Source organism: Citrobacter youngae (assembly GCF_003818115.1).
Classification (GTDB): Bacteria; Pseudomonadota; Gammaproteobacteria; order Enterobacterales; family Enterobacteriaceae; genus Citrobacter; species Citrobacter youngae.
In genome coordinates this window covers 98,323-116,589 of the sequence record NZ_RPOI01000016.1, presented here as the reverse complement: position 1 = coordinate 116,589, position 18,267 = coordinate 98,323, and the positions used below count along the sequence as shown (strand labels likewise).

Sequence of the window (18,267 nt, the reverse complement as noted above, 5' to 3'; positions counted from 1 at the left end):
ACAAAGCGTCCCTACAAGTATTTCACCACTGACCATGAAATTGAATGACAAGTATGCCAGTAGATATGCCTGCGTAAATGAAAGTAAGGGCCAGCACATTTTCGGATAAATATTGTATTATAACTTACCGCCATGAACATTATGTTCATCATCAAAACAATTGTTTGTTAAATGTTATTTAGAGTATATGGAAATGAAAAAAATCTTACTTCCTCTTCTAGGCCTGATTTTTACTGTGAGCGTTCAGGCAGCAACATTTACCGATGGCAAGGAATATATTTCACTTGAAAAGCCAGTTGCGTCAGCGCCCGCTGCGCTTAAGTTCTTTTCATTTTATTGCCCTTCATGCTACCAATACGATGAAGTTCTGGAAGTCACTGATAATGTGAAAAAAGCATTACCTACTGATGTCAAACTTACTGACTATCACGTTGATTTCTTAGGTCCGTTGGGGCCGGAGATGACGCACGCGTGGTCTGTCGCTATGCTGTTAAACGTGGAAGATAAAGTAAAACCTTTACTGTTTGATGCCGTGCAGAAAAAACAAACTGTTAAAACAGCAGATGATATTCGCAATGTATTTATCCGCGCTGGTGTCAGTGCAAATGACTATGATGCTGCATGGAATAGCTTTGCCGTAAAATCATTAACGGCGAAGCAACAGGAGTTGGCTAAAGCGGTAGACCTGAAAGGTGTACCGGCTATCTTTATCAAGGGTAAATATATGATTAACCCGAAAGGATTAAAATCAGATAACGTTAACGCTTTTGTCCAGAACTACGCTGATACCGTTCGTTTTCTTTTTTCCAGACCTTGATAAGCCGTTAATATTACTGACGCACCACCAACAGGAGCCAGAGCCTGTTCTGGCTCCTGTTGCTACAGGCAGACATTGTTGACTGTCAGCTGTCATATACGCTGGCAGAACCTTATTCAGAGGCGTAATCCTTCAAAACAGTGGCAACACGTATTCTGTAGTATGAAAAAATCAACTGTTTACCCTCCTGTTGTGCGGCCTGATGCCTGACGTTGCATTTCCACCTGCGCACTGCATCCTCATTCTCCCACCATGAAAGTGACAGCATTTTCCCGGGCGTATTAATGCTCTGAAATCGTTCGATAGAAATAAACCCAGGGATCTCTGCCAACAACAGCTTCAGCTCTGAGGCCAGTTGAAGATATCGCTCTCCAGCCTGAGGATGCACATCTGCTTCAAAAATAACGGCGATCATTCAGTATCTCTCCCTTGTTAATTTCAGCCACTCTATTACTGGATAAAATGCGATGCTTCGCTCAACAACGAACAGTCTGGTGAAAAGGGAAAATGTGAGTATGACAGGTAAATAAACAAGCAGGCTCACCGCATTAGCCGGTGACCCTTTTATGACCTGCGCCCCCCTTTTTCATGGTTGGCATTCGCGCCTATCGGGATTACCCTAAACTTAACGGTGATACCTTTTGAGAGGGATTGCCTTCTTCATGTGTTGATTTACACGAGAGAACGCTATGGAATTAAAGGATTATTACGCCATTATGGGCGTGAAGCCGACAGACGATCTCAAGACAATCAAGACCGCCTACCGTCGTCTCGCGCGAAAATACCATCCCGATGTCAGCAAAGAACCCGACGCTGAAGCTCGTTTTAAAGAAGTTGCCGAAGCCTGGGAAGTACTGAGCGATGAACAGCGCCGCGCCGAATACGACCAGCTGTGGCAGCATCGCAACGACCCGCAGTTTAATCGTCAGTTCCAGCAAGGAGAAGGTCAAAGCTACAGCGCTGAAGATTTCGACGATATCTTCTCTTCAATTTTTGGCCAGCACGCACATCAGTCACGGCAGCGCCACGCCAGTCGCGGGCATGATATTGAAATCGAGGTCGCCGTTTTCCTCGAAGAAACCCTTGCTGAGCATAGCCGCACCATCAGTTACAACCTGCCGGTATACAATGCGTTTGGCATGATCGAGCGGGAAATCCCCAAAACCCTCAACGTTAAGATCCCGGCCGGTGTCGGCAATGGGCAGCGCATTCGCCTGAAAGGTCAGGGAACCCCTGGTGAAAACGGTGGCCCGAACGGTGATTTGTGGCTGGTGATTCATATCGCGCCGCATCCGCTGTTTGATATTGTTAATCAGGATCTGGAAGTTGTCGTTCCGCTTGCCCCATGGGAAGCCGCATTGGGCGCAAAAGTGACTGTACCAACACTCAAAGAGAGTATTTTGCTGACCATCCCCGCAGGAAGCCAGGCTGGACAGCGATTACGTATCAAAGGCAAAGGTCTGGTCGGAAAAAAACAGACTGGCGACCTGTACGCGGTCATCAAAATCGTGATGCCGCCGAAACCTGACGACAACAGCGCCGCCTTGTGGCAACAGCTGGCGGATGCGCAGAAGTCCTTTGATCCGCGCAAAGAGTGGGGGAAAGCATAATGGCTAACGTGACCGTTACCTTTACCATTACCGAGTTTTGTCTGCATACCGGTGTTTCTGCAGAAGAACTGAATGAAATTGTCGGTTTAGGGGTAATCGAACCCCGTGAAGATGAGACCTTTGATGACCATGCACTGACCGTGGTGCAACGCGCACTGCGTCTGCGCCATGAACTGGCGCTTGACTGGCCAGGAATTGCCGTCGCACTGACGTTGCTCGAGGAGAACGCGCAACTGCGGCAGGAAAACCGCTTTTTGCGCCAACGCCTGTCCCGATTTATTAGCCATCCGTGAATATGTTAAGAGTGCGGCGATGAGCCGCACCTACAGGTAAGCAGGGCGTATTTTTTATAAAGAACCAAACTCATCAGATTCGATTTCTCGGCTACGGATTGCCCAGCTCGGTACCTGCCCGGCAGATATTCAGAAAAACTGTGGATGAATGACTCTATCCGCGTCAGCTTTTTAGCCAGAAATAACGTTTATGGGTAACCGTCTCACTAGTACCGACAATGTCCTTCTGCGCAACGCATCAATTTGCTGATGATCTGAACTTGCCCCCCAGGCAAACACTACTGGACTGGCCTGGGTTCAGTTAAGGCTTTTACAGGTCATGAATACATCATGGCCATGCCTTCAGCCACGCCAATATGGAAAGACTTTCAATGTGCAGTTAAATTGCAGCGTATAGCACTAAAAAGAAAAGCCTGGGATTGGGGTAGGCAAGTGTTTGAATGTTACATAAGGGGATTGGTCAAGATTGCAAGTCTATTCTAATGCTTCAAAAGCAAAAAGGGGTTACCTTTCGGTAACCCCTTTTCATGTTTGGCGGAAGCGTAGTCCGCCAAATCAATGTCCGAGAATGCCAGAAAAAGTAATTTTTTATCATTAATAAACAATGTGTTGTCAAAATAGATTGTTCGAGGACGTCTTGCTACATTCGAAAAAATCTGACATTTTATGCAGTACCTTATGCATGGCGGTTTGTATGACAGGATTTACTATGCCGAAAAAAGCAAAAGAACTCACCGGACTAGCAGTTGCTAAGTTAAAAAAAGAAGGCTCTTTTGCCGTCGGTGGCGTTGACGGCCTGTATCTTCGAAACAGAGGCCAGTCCCGTTCATGGGTGCTTTGCGTCGCTATGGGAGTAAGAGTTAATGCTCTAGGAAGAACCGTTCCGAGACGTTTAAACATGGGTCTTGGCCCCTACCCTGAAGTTTCATTAGCGGAAGCGCGTGACAAAGCTCGTGAGCTGCGTAAACAAATCCGTAATGGTATTGACCCTCTTGCAGAAAAACACGCCCAAAAAGCGCATCAGGAACGTCTGGCGCACAAGAACAAATCCTTCGCAAGCTGTGCTGAAGACGTTATCGCAATTAAAACCAAAGAGCTAAAGAACCAAAAACACATTGCTCAATGGCGGTCCACGCTGGAAACGTATGCTTATCCTGTTATTGCTCAAAAACCCATCGCTGAGATTACAAAGACTGACCTATTAGCGATACTTGAACCGATCTGGTTAACGAAAAATGAAACTGCCAGTCGTCTTCGCGGTCGTATTGAAGCGATCATCGATTACGCAAAAGCGAAAGAATACTTTGAAGGTGATAACCCTGCAGCATGGAAAGGTATGCTTAAGCCTCTCCTGCCAATGCCAAGCAAGGTTCAGCAACAAAAGCATCATGCAGCATTGCCTTACAGTGAGATCAAACCCTTCATCTCTGAACTACAGAAACGAGCTGGCATTTCAGCACGAGCACTTGAGTTTTCCATCCTGACCGTCGCCCGTTCTGGTGAAATCCGTGGCGCTGAATGGTCAGAGATAGATCTGAAAGGTAAAACATGGACTATACCCGCTAACAGAATGAAGGCTGGGAAAGAACACCGTGTTCCACTGTCTGATGCAGCCATTGTCCTGTTAAAGGATTTACCGCGCTTTAAGGACAATAATCTCGTATTCCCTGCCCCAAGAGGTGGACAACTATCTGATATGTCATTATTGGCTGTATTGAAACGGATGGGACACAGTGGTTTGACACAGCATGGCTTCCGTTCAACATTTCGTGATTGGGCTGGTGAAACAACAGATCATCAGCGTGAGGTGATTGAACATGCGCTGGCTCACCAGTTAGCTGATAAGGCTGAGGCTGCATATCAACGTGGGACGTTATGGCCTAAGCGTGTGGCGTTAATGGATGAGTGGTCGGGCTATTGTCTTACCCATGTTTAGCTGTTCTGTCTGAATATACCATCAACAAAGCCCTTCGCAATATGGGCTATGACACGAAGCAGGACATCTGTGGACACGGTTTTCGCACGCTGGCCTGTAGTGCCTTAATTGAGTCAGGTTTGTGGTCAGAAGACGCTGTAGCGCTTCAAATGAGCCATAAGGAAAGCAATAGCGTCCGTGCTGCTTATACCCACAAGGCCAAGCACCTTGATCAGCTCCTTCTGATGTTGCAGTGGTGGATTTGTTATCTAAATAGCTGTATCTAATACCACTACACTTACGCTGACTGGCATGTAACATGTTGCGTAAAGGCATACATCGTAGACCTGATACAGCGTGGCAGAAAGAGAAAACAGCGCCAAAGCCTTACGCTATAAATGGATTACAATCCCGCACAGCTATTTAGGTACCAATATTAATGACATGGTTATACTATCTCAATTTGCTCGCAGCAAATAAAGACCTGAAAGCTAAGGATTACGTTGCCTTATACAGTAGACATATTCAATATAAGGATTTAATCTAGACAAGTCAGTCATAGTAAAGAAATGGAGTTTGTAGTGATCATTGAATATGCTGTGGAAAAAGAAACAAAACAGATCATGCATATTGATGATGTTCCTAATGGAGCTAAGTGTAATTGCATATGTAAGTCATGTAATGATGAATTAATTGCTCGCAATGGTGGAAAATTAAAAAAGCATCATTTCGCCCATAGAAATCTTATTGAAAAACGTGCTTGCCGAATGACACAGTTGCATTTAGCAATGCAACATTATTTTCTTAGCTTAGATGTATTAACAATACCTCAAATGACTTTTGCGTATAAGAATCACACGCTAAAAACACCACTAGTAAAAACCAAAATACTATCCGCAACCTTAGAACATAGAATTGGAACCTATGTGTCAGATGTCTGTCTTAACACAGATACTGGATTATACATCGTCGAGATCTGCGTAACACACAAATGCGAGCCTGAAAAAGTACGTTACTTTAAAAATAACAAAATAAATGCAGTAGAGTTAGCGTTTGAATACTCTGAAGATATCGAGATAGAAGAATGGTATCAACGTATTAAAAACAATCAAGTTCCCAATGAATGGTTTTATTACTCTGAGTGTATTAAAGCGATTGAATGTCATGAGTTCGCTGTTGAAAAAGAAATAAATGAAAGACATTCAAGAAGATTAAAAAACACACTAAATTCAATCAATAAAATACTGAAAAATAAAATCATATTCCTGCCAAGCATTCATGAGAATATAACTTATGAAGAATCTAATGAGGTTTTTACTGAAAGCTTCTGCCTTTACAAAAAGAAGAATCGTGCCGTTGATAAAATATCGGTTATACAAAAAAACGATGATTGTTTTATCCTACGTGGAGACACCTTGCATAAAGGGAAAGAATTTCATATATGGATAATATATTTACTAAATGAATTTGATTTGAATCTGATGGATGATTTTGATGGAAGTGTAATTATAAGATTCTATCCTATAGATAGTAACAAACCTCAATGGCGCTGGCTGAAATATCCATCACTTGAAAAAGAAAAATCACGACTACGATCTCAGTTCATTAAAAATTGCAAAGAAAATATACACACAAAATCCCTAACAATTCATATGAGCAATAGATTGAGAAATCGCTCATATGAGTATTTAGACATGACTGATGAACTATTCAATAGAGACTACAGTACATGGAATAAATGGCTTATAAACAATAATCTATTTACTCCGAGCATGCAGAGGAAGTGGCCCAAATTACCTATAATGCTTAAAGAAATGAAAGAATCCCCCAGCCTGTGGATGTTCCAGAGATGGTCAATTTTAATAATTAGCATTATGCTTAACATAATAGATAATATACCAAATGGAAGCAGCATTACTGTTTATAACATATTTGATGAAATGAGTAACATCCTACCTCTCGATCCTGAATTTATATTTTTAGAAGCAGAGGCAATCGCCAATAAGAAAACCATTCAATTACCTCATCGCCATCTTATTTTTAGAAGACATATAATCCATGAGACTCTAAAACCTTTGATTGATAGAGGTATATTAATAACTACTGGAGATATTATCATTAAGAAAACCCCACTACGGCAATTATTTTTACAGCCCGTGGAGTAATTAAAACATCGAGAGAAAGCTTTAAAATTCATTAGCGACGTAGTATATTGCACACAATATCGTCTGGGAGAACATCTAATGTCAATAAGTACTACCATGTCAAATATCAACAGACTACAAAAAGACATTGCTAATTTACAAAAACAACTTTCCGACGAGCAACGTAAAGAAGCTCAACTTTCAGGGAAAATAAATCAAATAGAACGTAGTATCACTAAATCGACATCATTAAGCACCTTGAACTCAAAAATGTCAGAAATCAATCGTTATAATAACGACGTTTCAAAATGTAGTTCTAAAAAAGCAGATATCAATAAAAAAATAGCAACTAAAACTGGAGACTTACATCGTTATCAAGTCCAACTCCTTAAAGAGCAAGATAATGAGCAGAAAAAAAGGATTGCAGCTCAAAAGAAAATTGAAAAAGAACAGTTAGATCATCAGAAAAAAATCACAAGGGAGTTGGAATCACAAAAAAGAGCAATATCTTCAAGCCATAATTTCAATCGTCAAATTATCAACAAACCTGATGAGACAGAAGATATTCTAGAGAGTTATGATGTTTTTATCTCTCATGCAACAGAAGATAAAGATAGTTTTGTCCGTCCCCTTGCTGAGTTGTTAAAAGCAAAAGGGATAAATGTATGGTATGACGAATTCTCTTTAGGTTGGGGTAAAAGTCTACGTAAGACAATCGATTATGGATTAGCAAACTCTCGGTTTGGAGTTGTTGTTTTATCTAAATCCTTTATCAAAAAGGACTGGACAGAGTATGAATTAAATGGTTTGACTGCCAGAGAAATGAACGGTGAAGACCAAGTAATATTACCAATCTGGCACGAAGTATCTAAATCTGATATCTTAAAATTCAGCCCTACACTAGTAGATAAAATGGCATTAAATACATCGATAAATACCATTGATGAAATTGCTGAACAACTTGAGTCATTACTTAAATGAAATAAATATTTAAACAAGAGGGCCTAACGGCCCTTTCATTTTCCCTTAAAGGAAACTCCACATTGGAGAGAATATATATTCCCAAACATGGGGCAACTAAATCAGCCCCAGTGGAAATAAACTTTTCGTAATGCCGCCAGTCACCTAATTACATGTATATAATCTTCTATCTGGCTCTCTACAGTTACTTCCACCATTATTACATTCATTTCCTCTATATCTTGACACTTCTATCTGTTTTAGACGATTTGGGTCGTTTGGACAAGAACAACCGCCGGTATCTTTATTTGGAACATAACACTTTCCTTCAACAACAATGAACATTCTATTTACACTTCCGCCACCTTCTTTCCACACGCCATTAGTACAAGATAATATAGAACCATCAACTGCTCGCCCTTGTAAACCATTAGGAGAACATCCATTTCCGGCATAGGCCACTCCATTTAGATGAAGATACTCTCCAACTGTTGTTCTACCACCTGAGACAACCCCTCCAGCACCATAAACTTGCCCTGCGGCATCTATATTACCATTGGAATGAACATAATTTGAGTTGAGGTTCCCTGATGCCCACACATATGAAGCATTTACCGTTCCATTAGCGTCTATGTTTCCTGTTGATTTTACATAACCACCATATAATCCCGCCGCTGTTTGAATATTTTTACCTGCGTAAGCAGTTATGGTATTCGTGTCCGTCATATTCCAACCGCCACCGTATTTCTGGAAGTAAATCCCCCCATCTCCCATAGTTCTGAACCAGTTATTAGTATAGGTCTCACCTCTGGACGTTATGGTTGTTCCTGATACGGTATTATTAGAATTTAAATTACCATTGACATGACCATTACCTGCTACATTCAAATCAGAGTTTAACGTTGCCACACCGCCAACGTCTAATGTTGATCCTATCGCTGCTGCCCCGCTAGTTCGTAATGCCTCCGTAGTTGTGGTTCCCGCTGCCGTTATATTTCTGGCATTATTTATGTCCTGATTACCCATGTTTAAATTACCTGTCATAGGTAATGTGCCATCACGACGCAAATACACAGAATACATAGAGGAATCGTAGCCAACACGATAAGCCAGTAGACCCGCTGCAGTGATGTTATTAAAAGCTGATGAAGTTTCTGTCCATGCGCCCTGTAGACCTGATACTAAAGTAGCTGATTTCGTCATTCCACTATCAATACCAGCGACCTGCATAGCTTTTCCTAACAAATCATAACGATATTTACCGCCTTCCAGCCAAGGCGATGTTGTTGTAATAAGACCATTGATAACAAAATTGGGAGCAGTCCCTGCACGTTTTAATACTATTTTGTAAGATGACTTTTGCATGTTAATGCCTGTATAACCTACAGGAAGAAACCCTTCATTTACTAATGTTTGATATGTGATTTCACAGCTATTAGATGTACATGTTCTTGGTCCCGGATCACTTGACTGACTGCTACTTGAAGAAAGTGTTGATAGCTTGTCATAGTGGATACTGATATAGCGATTTGCCGCCTCTCCTATTTGCTTTATCTGATTACCAACAGAATCAGCCATCATGTTTTCTTGATTAGTTTTCATGTCTTGAAATTTTAGAAATGCCATCATACTACCTGCACTCAACACTAAAATGAGTTCCAGTAATGAGAAACCTTTCTTATTTTTCTTTTTCATTTTCATCGTCCTTTTTTATTTCACGTACTAATCAATTAACAAAAATAAAAAAGAGGTCAAGACTGGTTAAGAACTAGTCCATAAAAAATCAACAATAAAATTTAGAAGGGGTAATGTGATCCATGATCGTCTTTTGTATGGTATCCTGCTCATGACCTTAAACATTCAGGATAAAAGATAATGACTGAAGCTATTAAAGCACTTAATAACATCCGTACCCTTCGCGCTCAGGCACGAGAAACAGATCTGGCAACACTGGAAGAGATGCTGGAAAAATTAACTGCTATTGTCGAAGACAGACGCCAAGAAGAATCACTTGTACTGCAACAAAATGCTGAACGTCAGGCCAAAAATGAAGCGCTTCGTGCACAACTGCTTGAAGATGGTATTGATCCATCTGAACTGCTGGGCAATCCTAAATCTTCTCGTCCGGCTGCTGTTCGTGCTCCTCGTCCTGCTAAATACAAGTACATTGACGAAAATGGTGATGAAAAGACGTGGACGGGTCAAGGTCGTACACCAAAAGCGATTGCTGCTGCACTCGAAGGTGGTAAAGCTCTTGAAGACTTTGCCATCTGAGTTTGGTTGTGATTTATTGCCACGGATGGCCGTAAAAATTGACTACCGCGCCCTCTGGGGCTTGGTCAACAGCTCCCCAGCCTAAAACAAGTTTTAAGCCGGAGAGCTGTTCGGACGTGAATTGATTTTATGGTCTGAATTTTTTGAGAACTCTTTCGATGTAGATTTTTCCATTTATTTTATACCGTTCGATATCATGTGTATGTAAGGATGGAACCTCCAACAACAAACCAAATAGTAATTGTTTATCTACCTCACTAATATCACAGTTTAAAACCTTGGCAACCTCTGCACCGAGAATTATTTTTTGTCGTGTATTTTCTTTTTTGCTATCTCTTTTTTCTTTCGCTTTTAGATAATTGAGCTTATTTTGTGCTCCCGCAATTTTTTGCTCAAGTGTTTTCTTTATTTCGGCCCTGCTTCTATCCCCCAGAAAGGCTTTACCTGTTAGATAGGTATTTTTTATTTCATCATCGTTCATTATTTACTCCATTGATTTCTATGATTATAAGGAACATTATTCCTGAACTCATCATCTGAAAGTGCTCGTTTGATTGATTTAATCCGAGATCGGAACTGTTTTTTTTCCTGCCTCTTTTTAAATTCAACTCGCACCTCTGTTATTATCTTTTCTGCTTCACTATATGCCTTTTCCAGATCGGTATAGATTCCATTATCAAGTAATCGTTTTGCTTCGAGATCGATGGCTTCATCATTATTTTTATACATAAAACCTCCCTGTATTGATTTCCTGATTATGTACTAACACAATTTACAGATAAATCAATAAGTAAGGTGTAATATTTTATCTGACAACCCAAATGCTCATAAAGCCAATGTTAATAGTCCATAATGCAGCATTGACACAGATCAGTATTACTTCTGATTCGCATAACCCACCGACATTCATATTCACCCCGTTTATTTCATGTTCTTATGTTCTTTTATAGTAAATATTTTATTTTGGCAAATTATGCCTGTATTAACACCATATAACTTAATATGATCACTAAAGTTTTCATATCGGATGGCGATACTGCTTGCCTCAATGAATTACTGGAACAGCTGTTCTGTGTGAAAAACTAAAATTTATGATGTATATCAGGAATGCCCATGATCACTAAAGAAAATAACTGATACCAAGTAATTAATACATCTTAAAGTTGTGGACCAAAGTTTATTATTCCTGACAGGGAGTAGGAGTACGTTTCTGATAAACTTAATATCACTGTTCCGCAGAAAATGCTCAATATGAAAGCATCAAAAAAGGCTTTATTATAGTCAGCTGACAATCTAATTTTATAGTCTTGACTTAGAAAATGGTCTTGTTAATGTTGAGCTTGACTGCCACAACGTTGTTGCGTTCTAAACAATCATTCTAAGTCTAAAAACGCTCACAGATTTTCATAGAGCGTTTTATCAAGTTAATTAGTATCGGATTGGCCCAGAAAGATTAAACTTTCCATTCTCATATGAATAAGTTATACCAAAATATTCCACGACCTCTTTACCCTCATATATTGTTGGTTTATAGTCTAACCATGCTTTCAAGCGTATAGAAACAGCGTCTGCTTTTTGACTGGTCATTTTTAAAACAATAGAGTTAATCCCTTCCACATTTTCGTTCAATAAATAAAAAGGAATTTTCTTTTCTGAATTGGAATTAATAACCTCATCTAATTCAATGAATCCTTCTTTATCAAACTTGTAATCACCAGATTGTAAAAAAATATTATATCGTATTTTTCCTAAAGACGCACTATTACTATTTGATGCATTTGCAATCACAAGATGAATCTTTTCATCAATAATTTCCGAACTGAATTTCAATGAGGGGTAATACTGATTAAGTTCGTTCCGCTTATGAGCCTCTGTCACAATTCGATTCGCTTTTTTTGCTTCATTTCTAGCACTGATAGCAGTCATTAAAGCTAAGATAGGTATTACTGTGGTTACCAAAAACTGCCAACTTTCTTGCATACTTATCACCATAAAAAAGTAACTTTCCTGATACTATGTTGATACCAATCAACGGCGATATTATTAAGCTATCTCAGACATAAGATCAAGTCTGATTTAGAGAAGTTGAATAATAGTACACTCGTATGCTAGCACACACTAATTTTTTAAACGACTCTCTCCGCGTTACTTATTTTTGTTTATTAATGGTTTTCATTTCACCTTCCGGTTTTTCGCTCTAATTTCTTACCCTCACCAGTGAATTGTGCAACAGGGGAAACTACCACTATTTTTATCCGCTTTATGTCTTTTAGTGTTTCCCCGCCTTACGGCGGGATGAAATAACACTCTTTTTGTCCTACGGACGCTATCAAAGCCCAATCCGTATAATATCGCGGAATACTTCGCCCGCCCATCCATATTGCGCCGCTTAATTCGGCGGTATGTTTTACAGTCATTCATATATTTAGTATTAATTAATAAGGGTAAGCCTTATACATTGTTGTTATTTTTTGAGCCATTTATGGCGATAAAAAAATAAAGCAATGCCCACTTACGCATTATCGCTTCGCTCTAATGCCGTGGGGTCTACCGACGGTTGCTGCCGCAGGCTAAAACCGTTTCCTTCGGAAACAAAATCAAGGTCAACGTCAACCCCGGCGTTTTCCTTATGTAAAACGAAAAGCAGCATTTGGCATTGAGGAATATTTGGATGGCGATATACAGTTTTAAAATGGAGAACATCAGCAGAGGCGAAGGTCAGTCTTCGGTTAACTCTGCTGCATATCGTCACCGTAAAGTTTTCTTCGATAACAGAACGGGTGAAATTTGTGGCCGCAAAACAGCACATAAAAAGGACCTTGCCTTTGCGCAGATTTTTGCACCTGAACATACTCCACCTGACCTGATTGTTGACAGTGAAACACTCTGGAATGCTGTTGAAGCCTCAGAGAAGAGAAAAGATGCTCGTCTTGCCAAAGAGTTTAAAATTGCTCTTCCTGCCGAGCTAACACCAGAACAGAACATTGAACTCACTGCTGCTTTTGTTCTTGAGCACTTTACCAAGCAAGGCATCATTGCTGATGTTGTTATCCACGATATTAATGGTCATAACCCGCATATCCATATCATGGGAACAACCCGTGAGGTTCTTTCTACCGGCTTTGGTAAAAAGGTCCGTGAGTGGGATAAGCCTGAAACGCTCGATAACTGGCGTAAAGGCTGGCAGGACATCTGTAATAGCTTCCTTGAACTGTATGGTCGTGATGAACGCGTTGATCACCGTTCTATCAGGGTTCAGTATGAGGAAGCTCTTGAACAGGCAACGGTTGCAGCTACCAATGAAGAGAAAGCTATCTGGCTTGCTAAAGCTATTGAAACAAACCGCGACCCAATACTTCATATCCCTCGTGACCGTTGGGGAACTGTTGCAGCTCAGGAACAACGTGCTACAGAGCAAGCTATACGAGATGAGCTAAAAAAAGAAGCTGGGGAAGCCTACTTTGCCTTTAAAGATCTGCCATTAGACATCGTTGTTGATGTTGCCAGCTTTAGGGTTCATGCACTGGCTGAACCGGAAGAAATTGTTCTCCCGGATAACACAGGTAGAGCTTCATCTACAGGCTTGCAGAAACCTGTTCTGGTTGCCCCTGTACCTCATACACACACTAAATTGAAAACCCTATCCTCTTCAACGGCAAAAGCACTCAAACGCGCTCCTGTTAAAGTTAAGAGGAAGAAAGTTGAACCTCGTCAGAGCGGTGTGTTTAAGCGTTTCACGCTGTTGGTAGTCGAATACATAAAAGAGAAATTCGTCTGGGCCAGAAAGAAACCGTCCCCTGTTTCAGTTGATGCTGAACATGATAAGCGTATCGCTGAAAACTATGTCTTTGATGAGGTTCAGGGTATCTATGTATCACGCACAGAGTATGAAAGACGTGTCAGATTTAACAGTGACACTTATAGTCCAACCAAAGAGGAGATCAGGCGCTTTCCAAGTCGTCCACAGCGCGAACTTACTGATAGCGATCTGGACTATATACCAACACCAGCAGCTGATAGGAAACCGCTAGAGCCGAAGTTAAGACCTCCGGGTTTTCCTCCTGAGTGGAAATAATCACAGTTTATTCCCACATAAATCATAATGTATCGTATATATTATCAGAAAAATGATAAATTCCTTCCTCATATTTTCTCAAATTGGTTCTGCAACATTGTGAATAATGTGATAAAGAAACCTTGCAACGCAAGGTTTCTTTATGATTGATAATAGTCACTCCTTTTTCATATCAGCATATTCCTCAAACAAAACCTTATATTCATGAGTTTTCGTTTTGTTAGTACCATTTCTAAAAATAATACTCATTAAAGAAAACCAGTTAAATATCATAAAACCTGAAATAGCAGCCAACAGAACAGATAATGCTTTTTCTATAGGTGTAATTCCATTTTGAGCAGTATCAATACTCAAAGAAAGTGCTACTAAAATGAAAGCGATATGCATGAAGTTTGAAAACAAAGTTTCATTATTACTAATGTAGTTATAAAACTTGCGGCTGAAAGATGGACATTCTTCAATTGAGATATGATTTGGAGTAATAAAACTCAACTTGCCATTGAGTTTAGAAAATAGCCTACTGGCTTATTGTTCTTAGCCATGATTTCTAGCAATACTTTATGAAAGCGCACATCTTTAACTCCAGTAATATGTGAATTAATTTCATTCTGCACAATTATCAATTGAGGGCTGAGATTAATTTCTTCTTGAGGTATCTTTGATAACTCAATGATCTCTTTTGCTTTTAATTCTTTCTCTTTAAAAAGAGTTGATGCTAATGCTGCTGTACCAGAAACTATAGCTACAGATGTGAAAGCCATATTAATTACTTACCCCTAAAATGTGAACCAATTAATAAAAACCCAACATTAACCATTGTTATTAAATTTCTTCCATTATCAATGCAACACTTGGATAATAACACCCCAAAGCATTTTTAAACATAGAATCCGTATCAATGAGATATGCATATGAAATAGTCTTTGTTTTTACGTTCTCTATAGCTTTGTTGATCAGATCATCGATATGATCTCCAATAGTAGTTTCTTGTGAATTTGTCTTAGTATAAAAAACAACAAAAGTTGCTGAAAAATGGCGATCGGCCTGCCCTACCAAACGATTAGCATCACTACGTGCTTCATCCATTTTAAAATTAGTAATAACATTACTTTCGTTTATATTATCAAGATTGTACCACGCATGTTTAGCTTCGATAGCAACATCATCATTTTTATTTGTAATGTAAAGATCAACACGACCTTTACTGGTATCAGTATCTTCCTGAAGACAGCCCTTCATTCTTTTATTTGAAGGGTATTCTTCAATTGCAGCCCAGCCTAATGACCATGCAGCACCAGCAAGTACACTCACATTCGTCCGTTCGTTATACCACCAACAACAATCTCTCTTTCCTAAGAGATCGACATAGCGTTGATTTGCCTGAATCCATCCATTCAATAGTTGCTCAATGAAACTATCATTTGTACATGTTTTCTTTATAATCATATACCACTCCATATAACCATGATGTGAATCACACGTAGTGCTCTCAAGATATTAATCTTAATTGATTTTTTGCTAAATAGCTGTGCCAAATAGTAGATCATTTTGAGGGGACTCTGCCCGGAACAGTTTGAAAACCAGAAGCTAGCTGAGCGCTGCATCCCCCCTATATGGGCAGGAACAGGGTTAAAATACCGGCCTCACGGCAGACATCCTTAACGGTACGTCCGGCTTCGACGGACTTCAGAACGGCGATAATCTGGTGTTCAGTGAATCAGGCTTTGCGCATGGTGATCTCCTCAGAGGACATAATCAGTATCTCAGAAGAGCTCTGAAAATGAATGGTCCGGTTTGCCGGGATGCTTACAGATCTCACTCCATCCACGTCTTCAAAACATTATGTAAAAACCAGCACCCCAAAATTAAAGCAAAAATATTATCGCTGTAATTAAAGGTCGCTAATTAAATCTTTTCGGAAATAATCAATAAAATCAACACTACAGCATTGTGTATTACATGTTTATCTTTACCTTAACTAAGAAAACAAGTAAAATAAATAACTGTTATATATATTGCAAAAGGAATAATTATGGGCGTGAAAAATGTTCACCACAGAGATCAAATCCTTAAAAGATTTCATAACCTAATATGTCGTCTACAGGAAGCTTCAATACAGAGAAATAAAAACTCTAATATAATGAATACTAAATTTGGATACTATTACGATTTACTTAATAAGTATATAAACGAAAATACATCCACTCTAAGCGATAATGACTTACTTGAATTATTTGGTTTAGTTACAAGATTTAATGAACTTGATTATCTGTTCACAAAAGATTGTAAAATACAATATAATACATCTGATCTAATTGAAATTATAGAAGGTGAGAAAAATATAAATGATGGAAGTCATAATTACAATGATAAGTTCTACGAGTTATCGATGGCAATTCGATTTGCTAAGGGCCATGACACTTCTGCAAAAGTTGATATGAAAACTATCTGCGATGTTATCATTGATAATAAAGTGGCAATAGAATGTAAATACTTACATAGCAGAAGCAAGAACTCGGTTAGAGCTAATTTAAAAAAATCACTCGAACAAGTTGAGAAAAGAATAAATACCGGATTAGCATCCGAAGGCTTTTCAGCAATTAATGCAACAAATGTCTGCAACAAAGAACGGATAAAATCTTTTGCAAATAATACATTAAAAATGTATATGGAGAGTTTTGAAAATATTCATCTAAGTAAGAAAGAGATTTTTGATAACTGCTGCTCAAACAGAAACATGATAAGTTCAATTTGTTCATATGCCACGCATGAAGCGTCGGTAATAATACATGAATCCCTAGATTTCTTTCGTAATGACAAACCAGTTTTATTTGAAAGGTTCAGTAATAAAGTTTACGCAGTTGTTTTTCAAGTAAATGATTGCATATGGCTTGAATATGAGGAATTTTATGCGCCTGTACAAATCAGAGGACTTGAGCCAGTCTTTAACCCACAAATAACAAATGATGAAAAATCTACAGTAATGTATAATCTCAAAAAACTTGCCATAGGTATCTGATTATTTACATTCCGACTATCCAATTAAAAAGCCACGTTTAAAATAAATGTAAACGTGGCAAATCAAAGCTAATATAATTTACATTATTATTCTGAATACAACATTGTCAGAGATGATAGTCTTACCAGCTATAAAAGTTACAGCAAAAATTATAGGTAGACCCATAGTAGCTCCCGCCACTCCTTTAGACATTGCAATTAGTATAGACAGGCCAAAGGACAATACTACAATCACGAAAGCATACCTGCCGGGGAAGGCTCCATATAAAACACTAGCCATGCAGCCGGTGCAGACATGAACACCGCGCTGGCTCTCTTTCAGGCAAAAAGGCACTGGATTGTATTGTTTTCCAAAGAAGAATTTTAGGACCAATAACCCCCCTCTTCGCATTGTCTATATAAGGGAGGGGGATTTAATTTACAACTATAGTAACCATTTTCAATTTTATTATCGGTCTTCTCTACACGATGTGTATACAAGCATGATTACTGGATTGATATATATCCCCCCAGAGGTTTTCTATTATTACTTGCATCAAAAAACTCATTGCACGACATATTAAATGGTCTAGTTACTGATAGTTCATTTTGAAGACATGTTGTGATGAGAGGTATTGGTGGAACTATAATCGTTTCTCTGTTTACACAAGCACTTGATCTTAAGTTAATAACATTGATGACGTTATTATTATCATTGCGAAGAATTGCTATTTGAAAAGAAGAACAATATACAACTACAGAATCAGAAGTTAACCATAAATCAGAAACAGAATATGTCAACTGAACAAAGTTAGAATGCCCCATCAAACTGTTAAGTACTTGAGCATCGGAAAACGTAATATCCATGTCATAATCCTTTTAAATTGCTAATCTACACCATCAGTATCGGCATTATGCGATAATACTTTAGCGGTTCCTCACACTAGAAATTTCGACAACGAGTATATCCTAAATAGCTGCGCCTAATACCACAACACTTTTGCGAGTCCATGTCGACCTCCGGGGAATGGGCTGGCGGTTTCCATAAAATGGCGAACTTTTTTCAGCAACTGCCACATGGAATGACACTGATGATTTCGTGTTATTGTGTCGTGCAGGGCCTGCCACAACTGCTCAACGTGATTCACCTATGGCGAGTAAATTCTAACCCAGAAGTGACTC

18 protein-coding genes and 4 pseudogenes are annotated in these 18,267 nt (G+C 39.3%); 10 read left to right on the top strand and 12 right to left on the bottom strand.

The annotated features are described in order from the left end of the window. The first annotated feature begins 193 nt into the window (after positions 1–193). Positions 194–817 (top strand): thiol:disulfide interchange protein DsbA, encoded by a 624-nt coding sequence (gene dsbA / locus EHN13_RS13645; protein ID WP_048212097.1) that lies wholly within the window; start codon positions 194–196, stop codon positions 815–817. Between the two features lie 112 nt (positions 818–929). Here the strand turns inward: dsbA and EHN13_RS13640 are convergent, their stop codons facing one another. Further along, the gene (locus EHN13_RS13640) at positions 930–1,232 is read right to left on the bottom strand and encodes an antibiotic biosynthesis monooxygenase family protein (RefSeq protein WP_124021561.1); all 303 of its coding nucleotides are present in this window, start codon (positions 1,230–1,232) and stop codon (positions 930–932) included. Between the two features lie 274 nt (positions 1,233–1,506). Between EHN13_RS13640 and cbpA the strand changes: the two genes are divergently transcribed. The 6 genes and pseudogenes from cbpA to EHN13_RS13610 all read left to right on the top strand — a co-directional run bounded on the left by cbpA (position 1,507) and on the right by EHN13_RS13610 (position 7,760). Continuing rightward, positions 1,507–2,427, top strand: coding sequence for a curved DNA-binding protein (gene cbpA / locus EHN13_RS13635; RefSeq protein ID WP_048212099.1), 921 nt, complete (start codon positions 1,507–1,509; stop codon positions 2,425–2,427). Beyond that, on the top strand, positions 2,427–2,720 hold the full coding sequence (cbpM, locus tag EHN13_RS13630) for a chaperone modulator CbpM (protein ID WP_048212100.1): 294 nt from the start codon (positions 2,427–2,429) through the stop codon (positions 2,718–2,720). The genes cbpA and cbpM overlap by 1 nt, the downstream gene beginning before the upstream one ends. 709 nt (positions 2,721–3,429) lie before the next feature. Next, a complete protein-coding gene (locus tag EHN13_RS13625; protein WP_123268189.1) occupies positions 3,430–4,656 on the top strand; it encodes a tyrosine-type recombinase/integrase in 1,227 nt (408 codons plus the stop codon). 8 nt (positions 4,657–4,664) lie between these two features. Then, positions 4,665–4,922 (top strand): annotated as a pseudogene (locus tag EHN13_RS13620) (tyrosine-type recombinase/integrase); the annotation flags it as partial. Between the two features lie 294 nt (positions 4,923–5,216). After that, entirely contained in the window at positions 5,217–6,800 is a 1,584-nt protein-coding gene (locus EHN13_RS13615; RefSeq protein ID WP_124021560.1) for a competence protein CoiA family protein, read from the top strand. 78 nt (positions 6,801–6,878) lie between these two features. Next, a complete protein-coding gene (locus EHN13_RS13610) occupies positions 6,879–7,760 on the top strand; it encodes a TIR domain-containing protein (RefSeq protein WP_124021559.1) in 882 nt (293 codons plus the stop codon). A 144-nt stretch (positions 7,761–7,904) separates the two neighbouring features. Here the strand turns inward: EHN13_RS13610 and pilV are convergent, their stop codons facing one another. Continuing rightward, entirely contained in the window at positions 7,905–9,434 is a 1,530-nt protein-coding gene (gene pilV, locus EHN13_RS13605) for a shufflon system plasmid conjugative transfer pilus tip adhesin PilV (protein ID WP_124021558.1), read from the bottom strand. Between the two features lie 180 nt (positions 9,435–9,614). Here pilV and EHN13_RS13600 point away from each other — a divergent pair, with 180 nt between their 5' ends. Then, positions 9,615–10,013 (top strand): H-NS family histone-like protein, encoded by a 399-nt coding sequence (locus tag EHN13_RS13600; RefSeq protein WP_124021557.1) that lies wholly within the window; start codon positions 9,615–9,617, stop codon positions 10,011–10,013. Positions 10,014–10,140: 127 nt separating this feature from the next. On the opposite strand, the gene EHN13_RS13595 is transcribed toward EHN13_RS13600, so the two are convergent. From EHN13_RS13595 to EHN13_RS13585, 3 genes are all read right to left on the bottom strand, one after another. Then, positions 10,141–10,494 carry a conjugal transfer protein TraD gene (locus EHN13_RS13595; RefSeq protein ID WP_071444961.1) on the bottom strand — a complete coding sequence of 118 codons (354 nt, stop codon included), beginning with the start codon at positions 10,492–10,494 and terminating at the stop codon, positions 10,141–10,143. Beyond that, on the bottom strand, positions 10,494–10,742 hold the full coding sequence (locus tag EHN13_RS13590) for a hypothetical protein (RefSeq protein WP_071444962.1): 249 nt from the start codon (positions 10,740–10,742) through the stop codon (positions 10,494–10,496). The genes EHN13_RS13595 and EHN13_RS13590 overlap by 1 nt, the downstream gene beginning before the upstream one ends. Positions 10,743–11,441: 699 nt before the next feature. Further along, complete coding sequence (locus EHN13_RS13585) at positions 11,442–11,993, bottom strand: hypothetical protein (protein WP_124021556.1); 552 nt, start codon at positions 11,991–11,993, stop codon at positions 11,442–11,444. A 691-nt stretch (positions 11,994–12,684) separates the two neighbouring features. Here EHN13_RS13585 and mobQ point away from each other — a divergent pair. Next, complete coding sequence (mobQ, locus tag EHN13_RS13580; RefSeq protein ID WP_124021555.1) at positions 12,685–14,088, top strand: MobQ family relaxase; 1,404 nt, start codon at positions 12,685–12,687, stop codon at positions 14,086–14,088. 156 nt (positions 14,089–14,244) lie between these two features. Here mobQ and EHN13_RS13575 read toward each other — a convergent pair whose 3' ends face one another. The 4 genes and pseudogenes from EHN13_RS13575 to EHN13_RS24340 form a co-directional block, all read right to left on the bottom strand. Further along, positions 14,245–14,580, bottom strand: coding sequence for a hypothetical protein (locus tag EHN13_RS13575; RefSeq protein WP_124021554.1), 336 nt, complete (start codon positions 14,578–14,580; stop codon positions 14,245–14,247). Next, entirely contained in the window at positions 14,577–14,849 is a 273-nt protein-coding gene (locus EHN13_RS13570) for a hypothetical protein (RefSeq protein ID WP_124021553.1), read from the bottom strand. Before EHN13_RS13570 ends, EHN13_RS13575 begins: the two co-directional genes overlap by 4 nt. A 61-nt stretch (positions 14,850–14,910) precedes the next feature. Beyond that, on the bottom strand, positions 14,911–15,534 hold the full coding sequence (locus EHN13_RS13565) for a hypothetical protein (protein WP_124021552.1): 624 nt from the start codon (positions 15,532–15,534) through the stop codon (positions 14,911–14,913). Positions 15,535–15,721: 187 nt separating this feature from the next. Then, positions 15,722–15,820 (bottom strand): annotated as a pseudogene (locus tag EHN13_RS24340) (transposase); the annotation flags it as partial. Positions 15,821–16,120: 300 nt separating this feature from the next. Here EHN13_RS24340 and EHN13_RS13560 point away from each other — a divergent pair. Then, positions 16,121–17,107, top strand: a complete 987-nt coding sequence (locus EHN13_RS13560; protein WP_124021551.1) for a hypothetical protein — start codon at positions 16,121–16,123, stop codon at positions 17,105–17,107. Between the two features lie 78 nt (positions 17,108–17,185). On the opposite strand, the pseudogene EHN13_RS13555 reads toward EHN13_RS13560, so the two are convergent. The 3 genes and pseudogenes from EHN13_RS13555 to EHN13_RS13545 form a co-directional block, all read right to left on the bottom strand. Beyond that, positions 17,186–17,460: pseudogene (locus EHN13_RS13555) on the bottom strand (hypothetical protein). Between the two features lie 132 nt (positions 17,461–17,592). Then, entirely contained in the window at positions 17,593–17,952 is a 360-nt protein-coding gene (locus EHN13_RS13550; protein ID WP_124021550.1) for a hypothetical protein, read from the bottom strand. Positions 17,953–18,068: 116 nt separating this feature from the next. Beyond that, positions 18,069–18,233: pseudogene (locus tag EHN13_RS13545) on the bottom strand (IS630 family transposase); the annotation flags it as partial. Positions 18,234–18,267 lie beyond the last annotated feature (34 nt).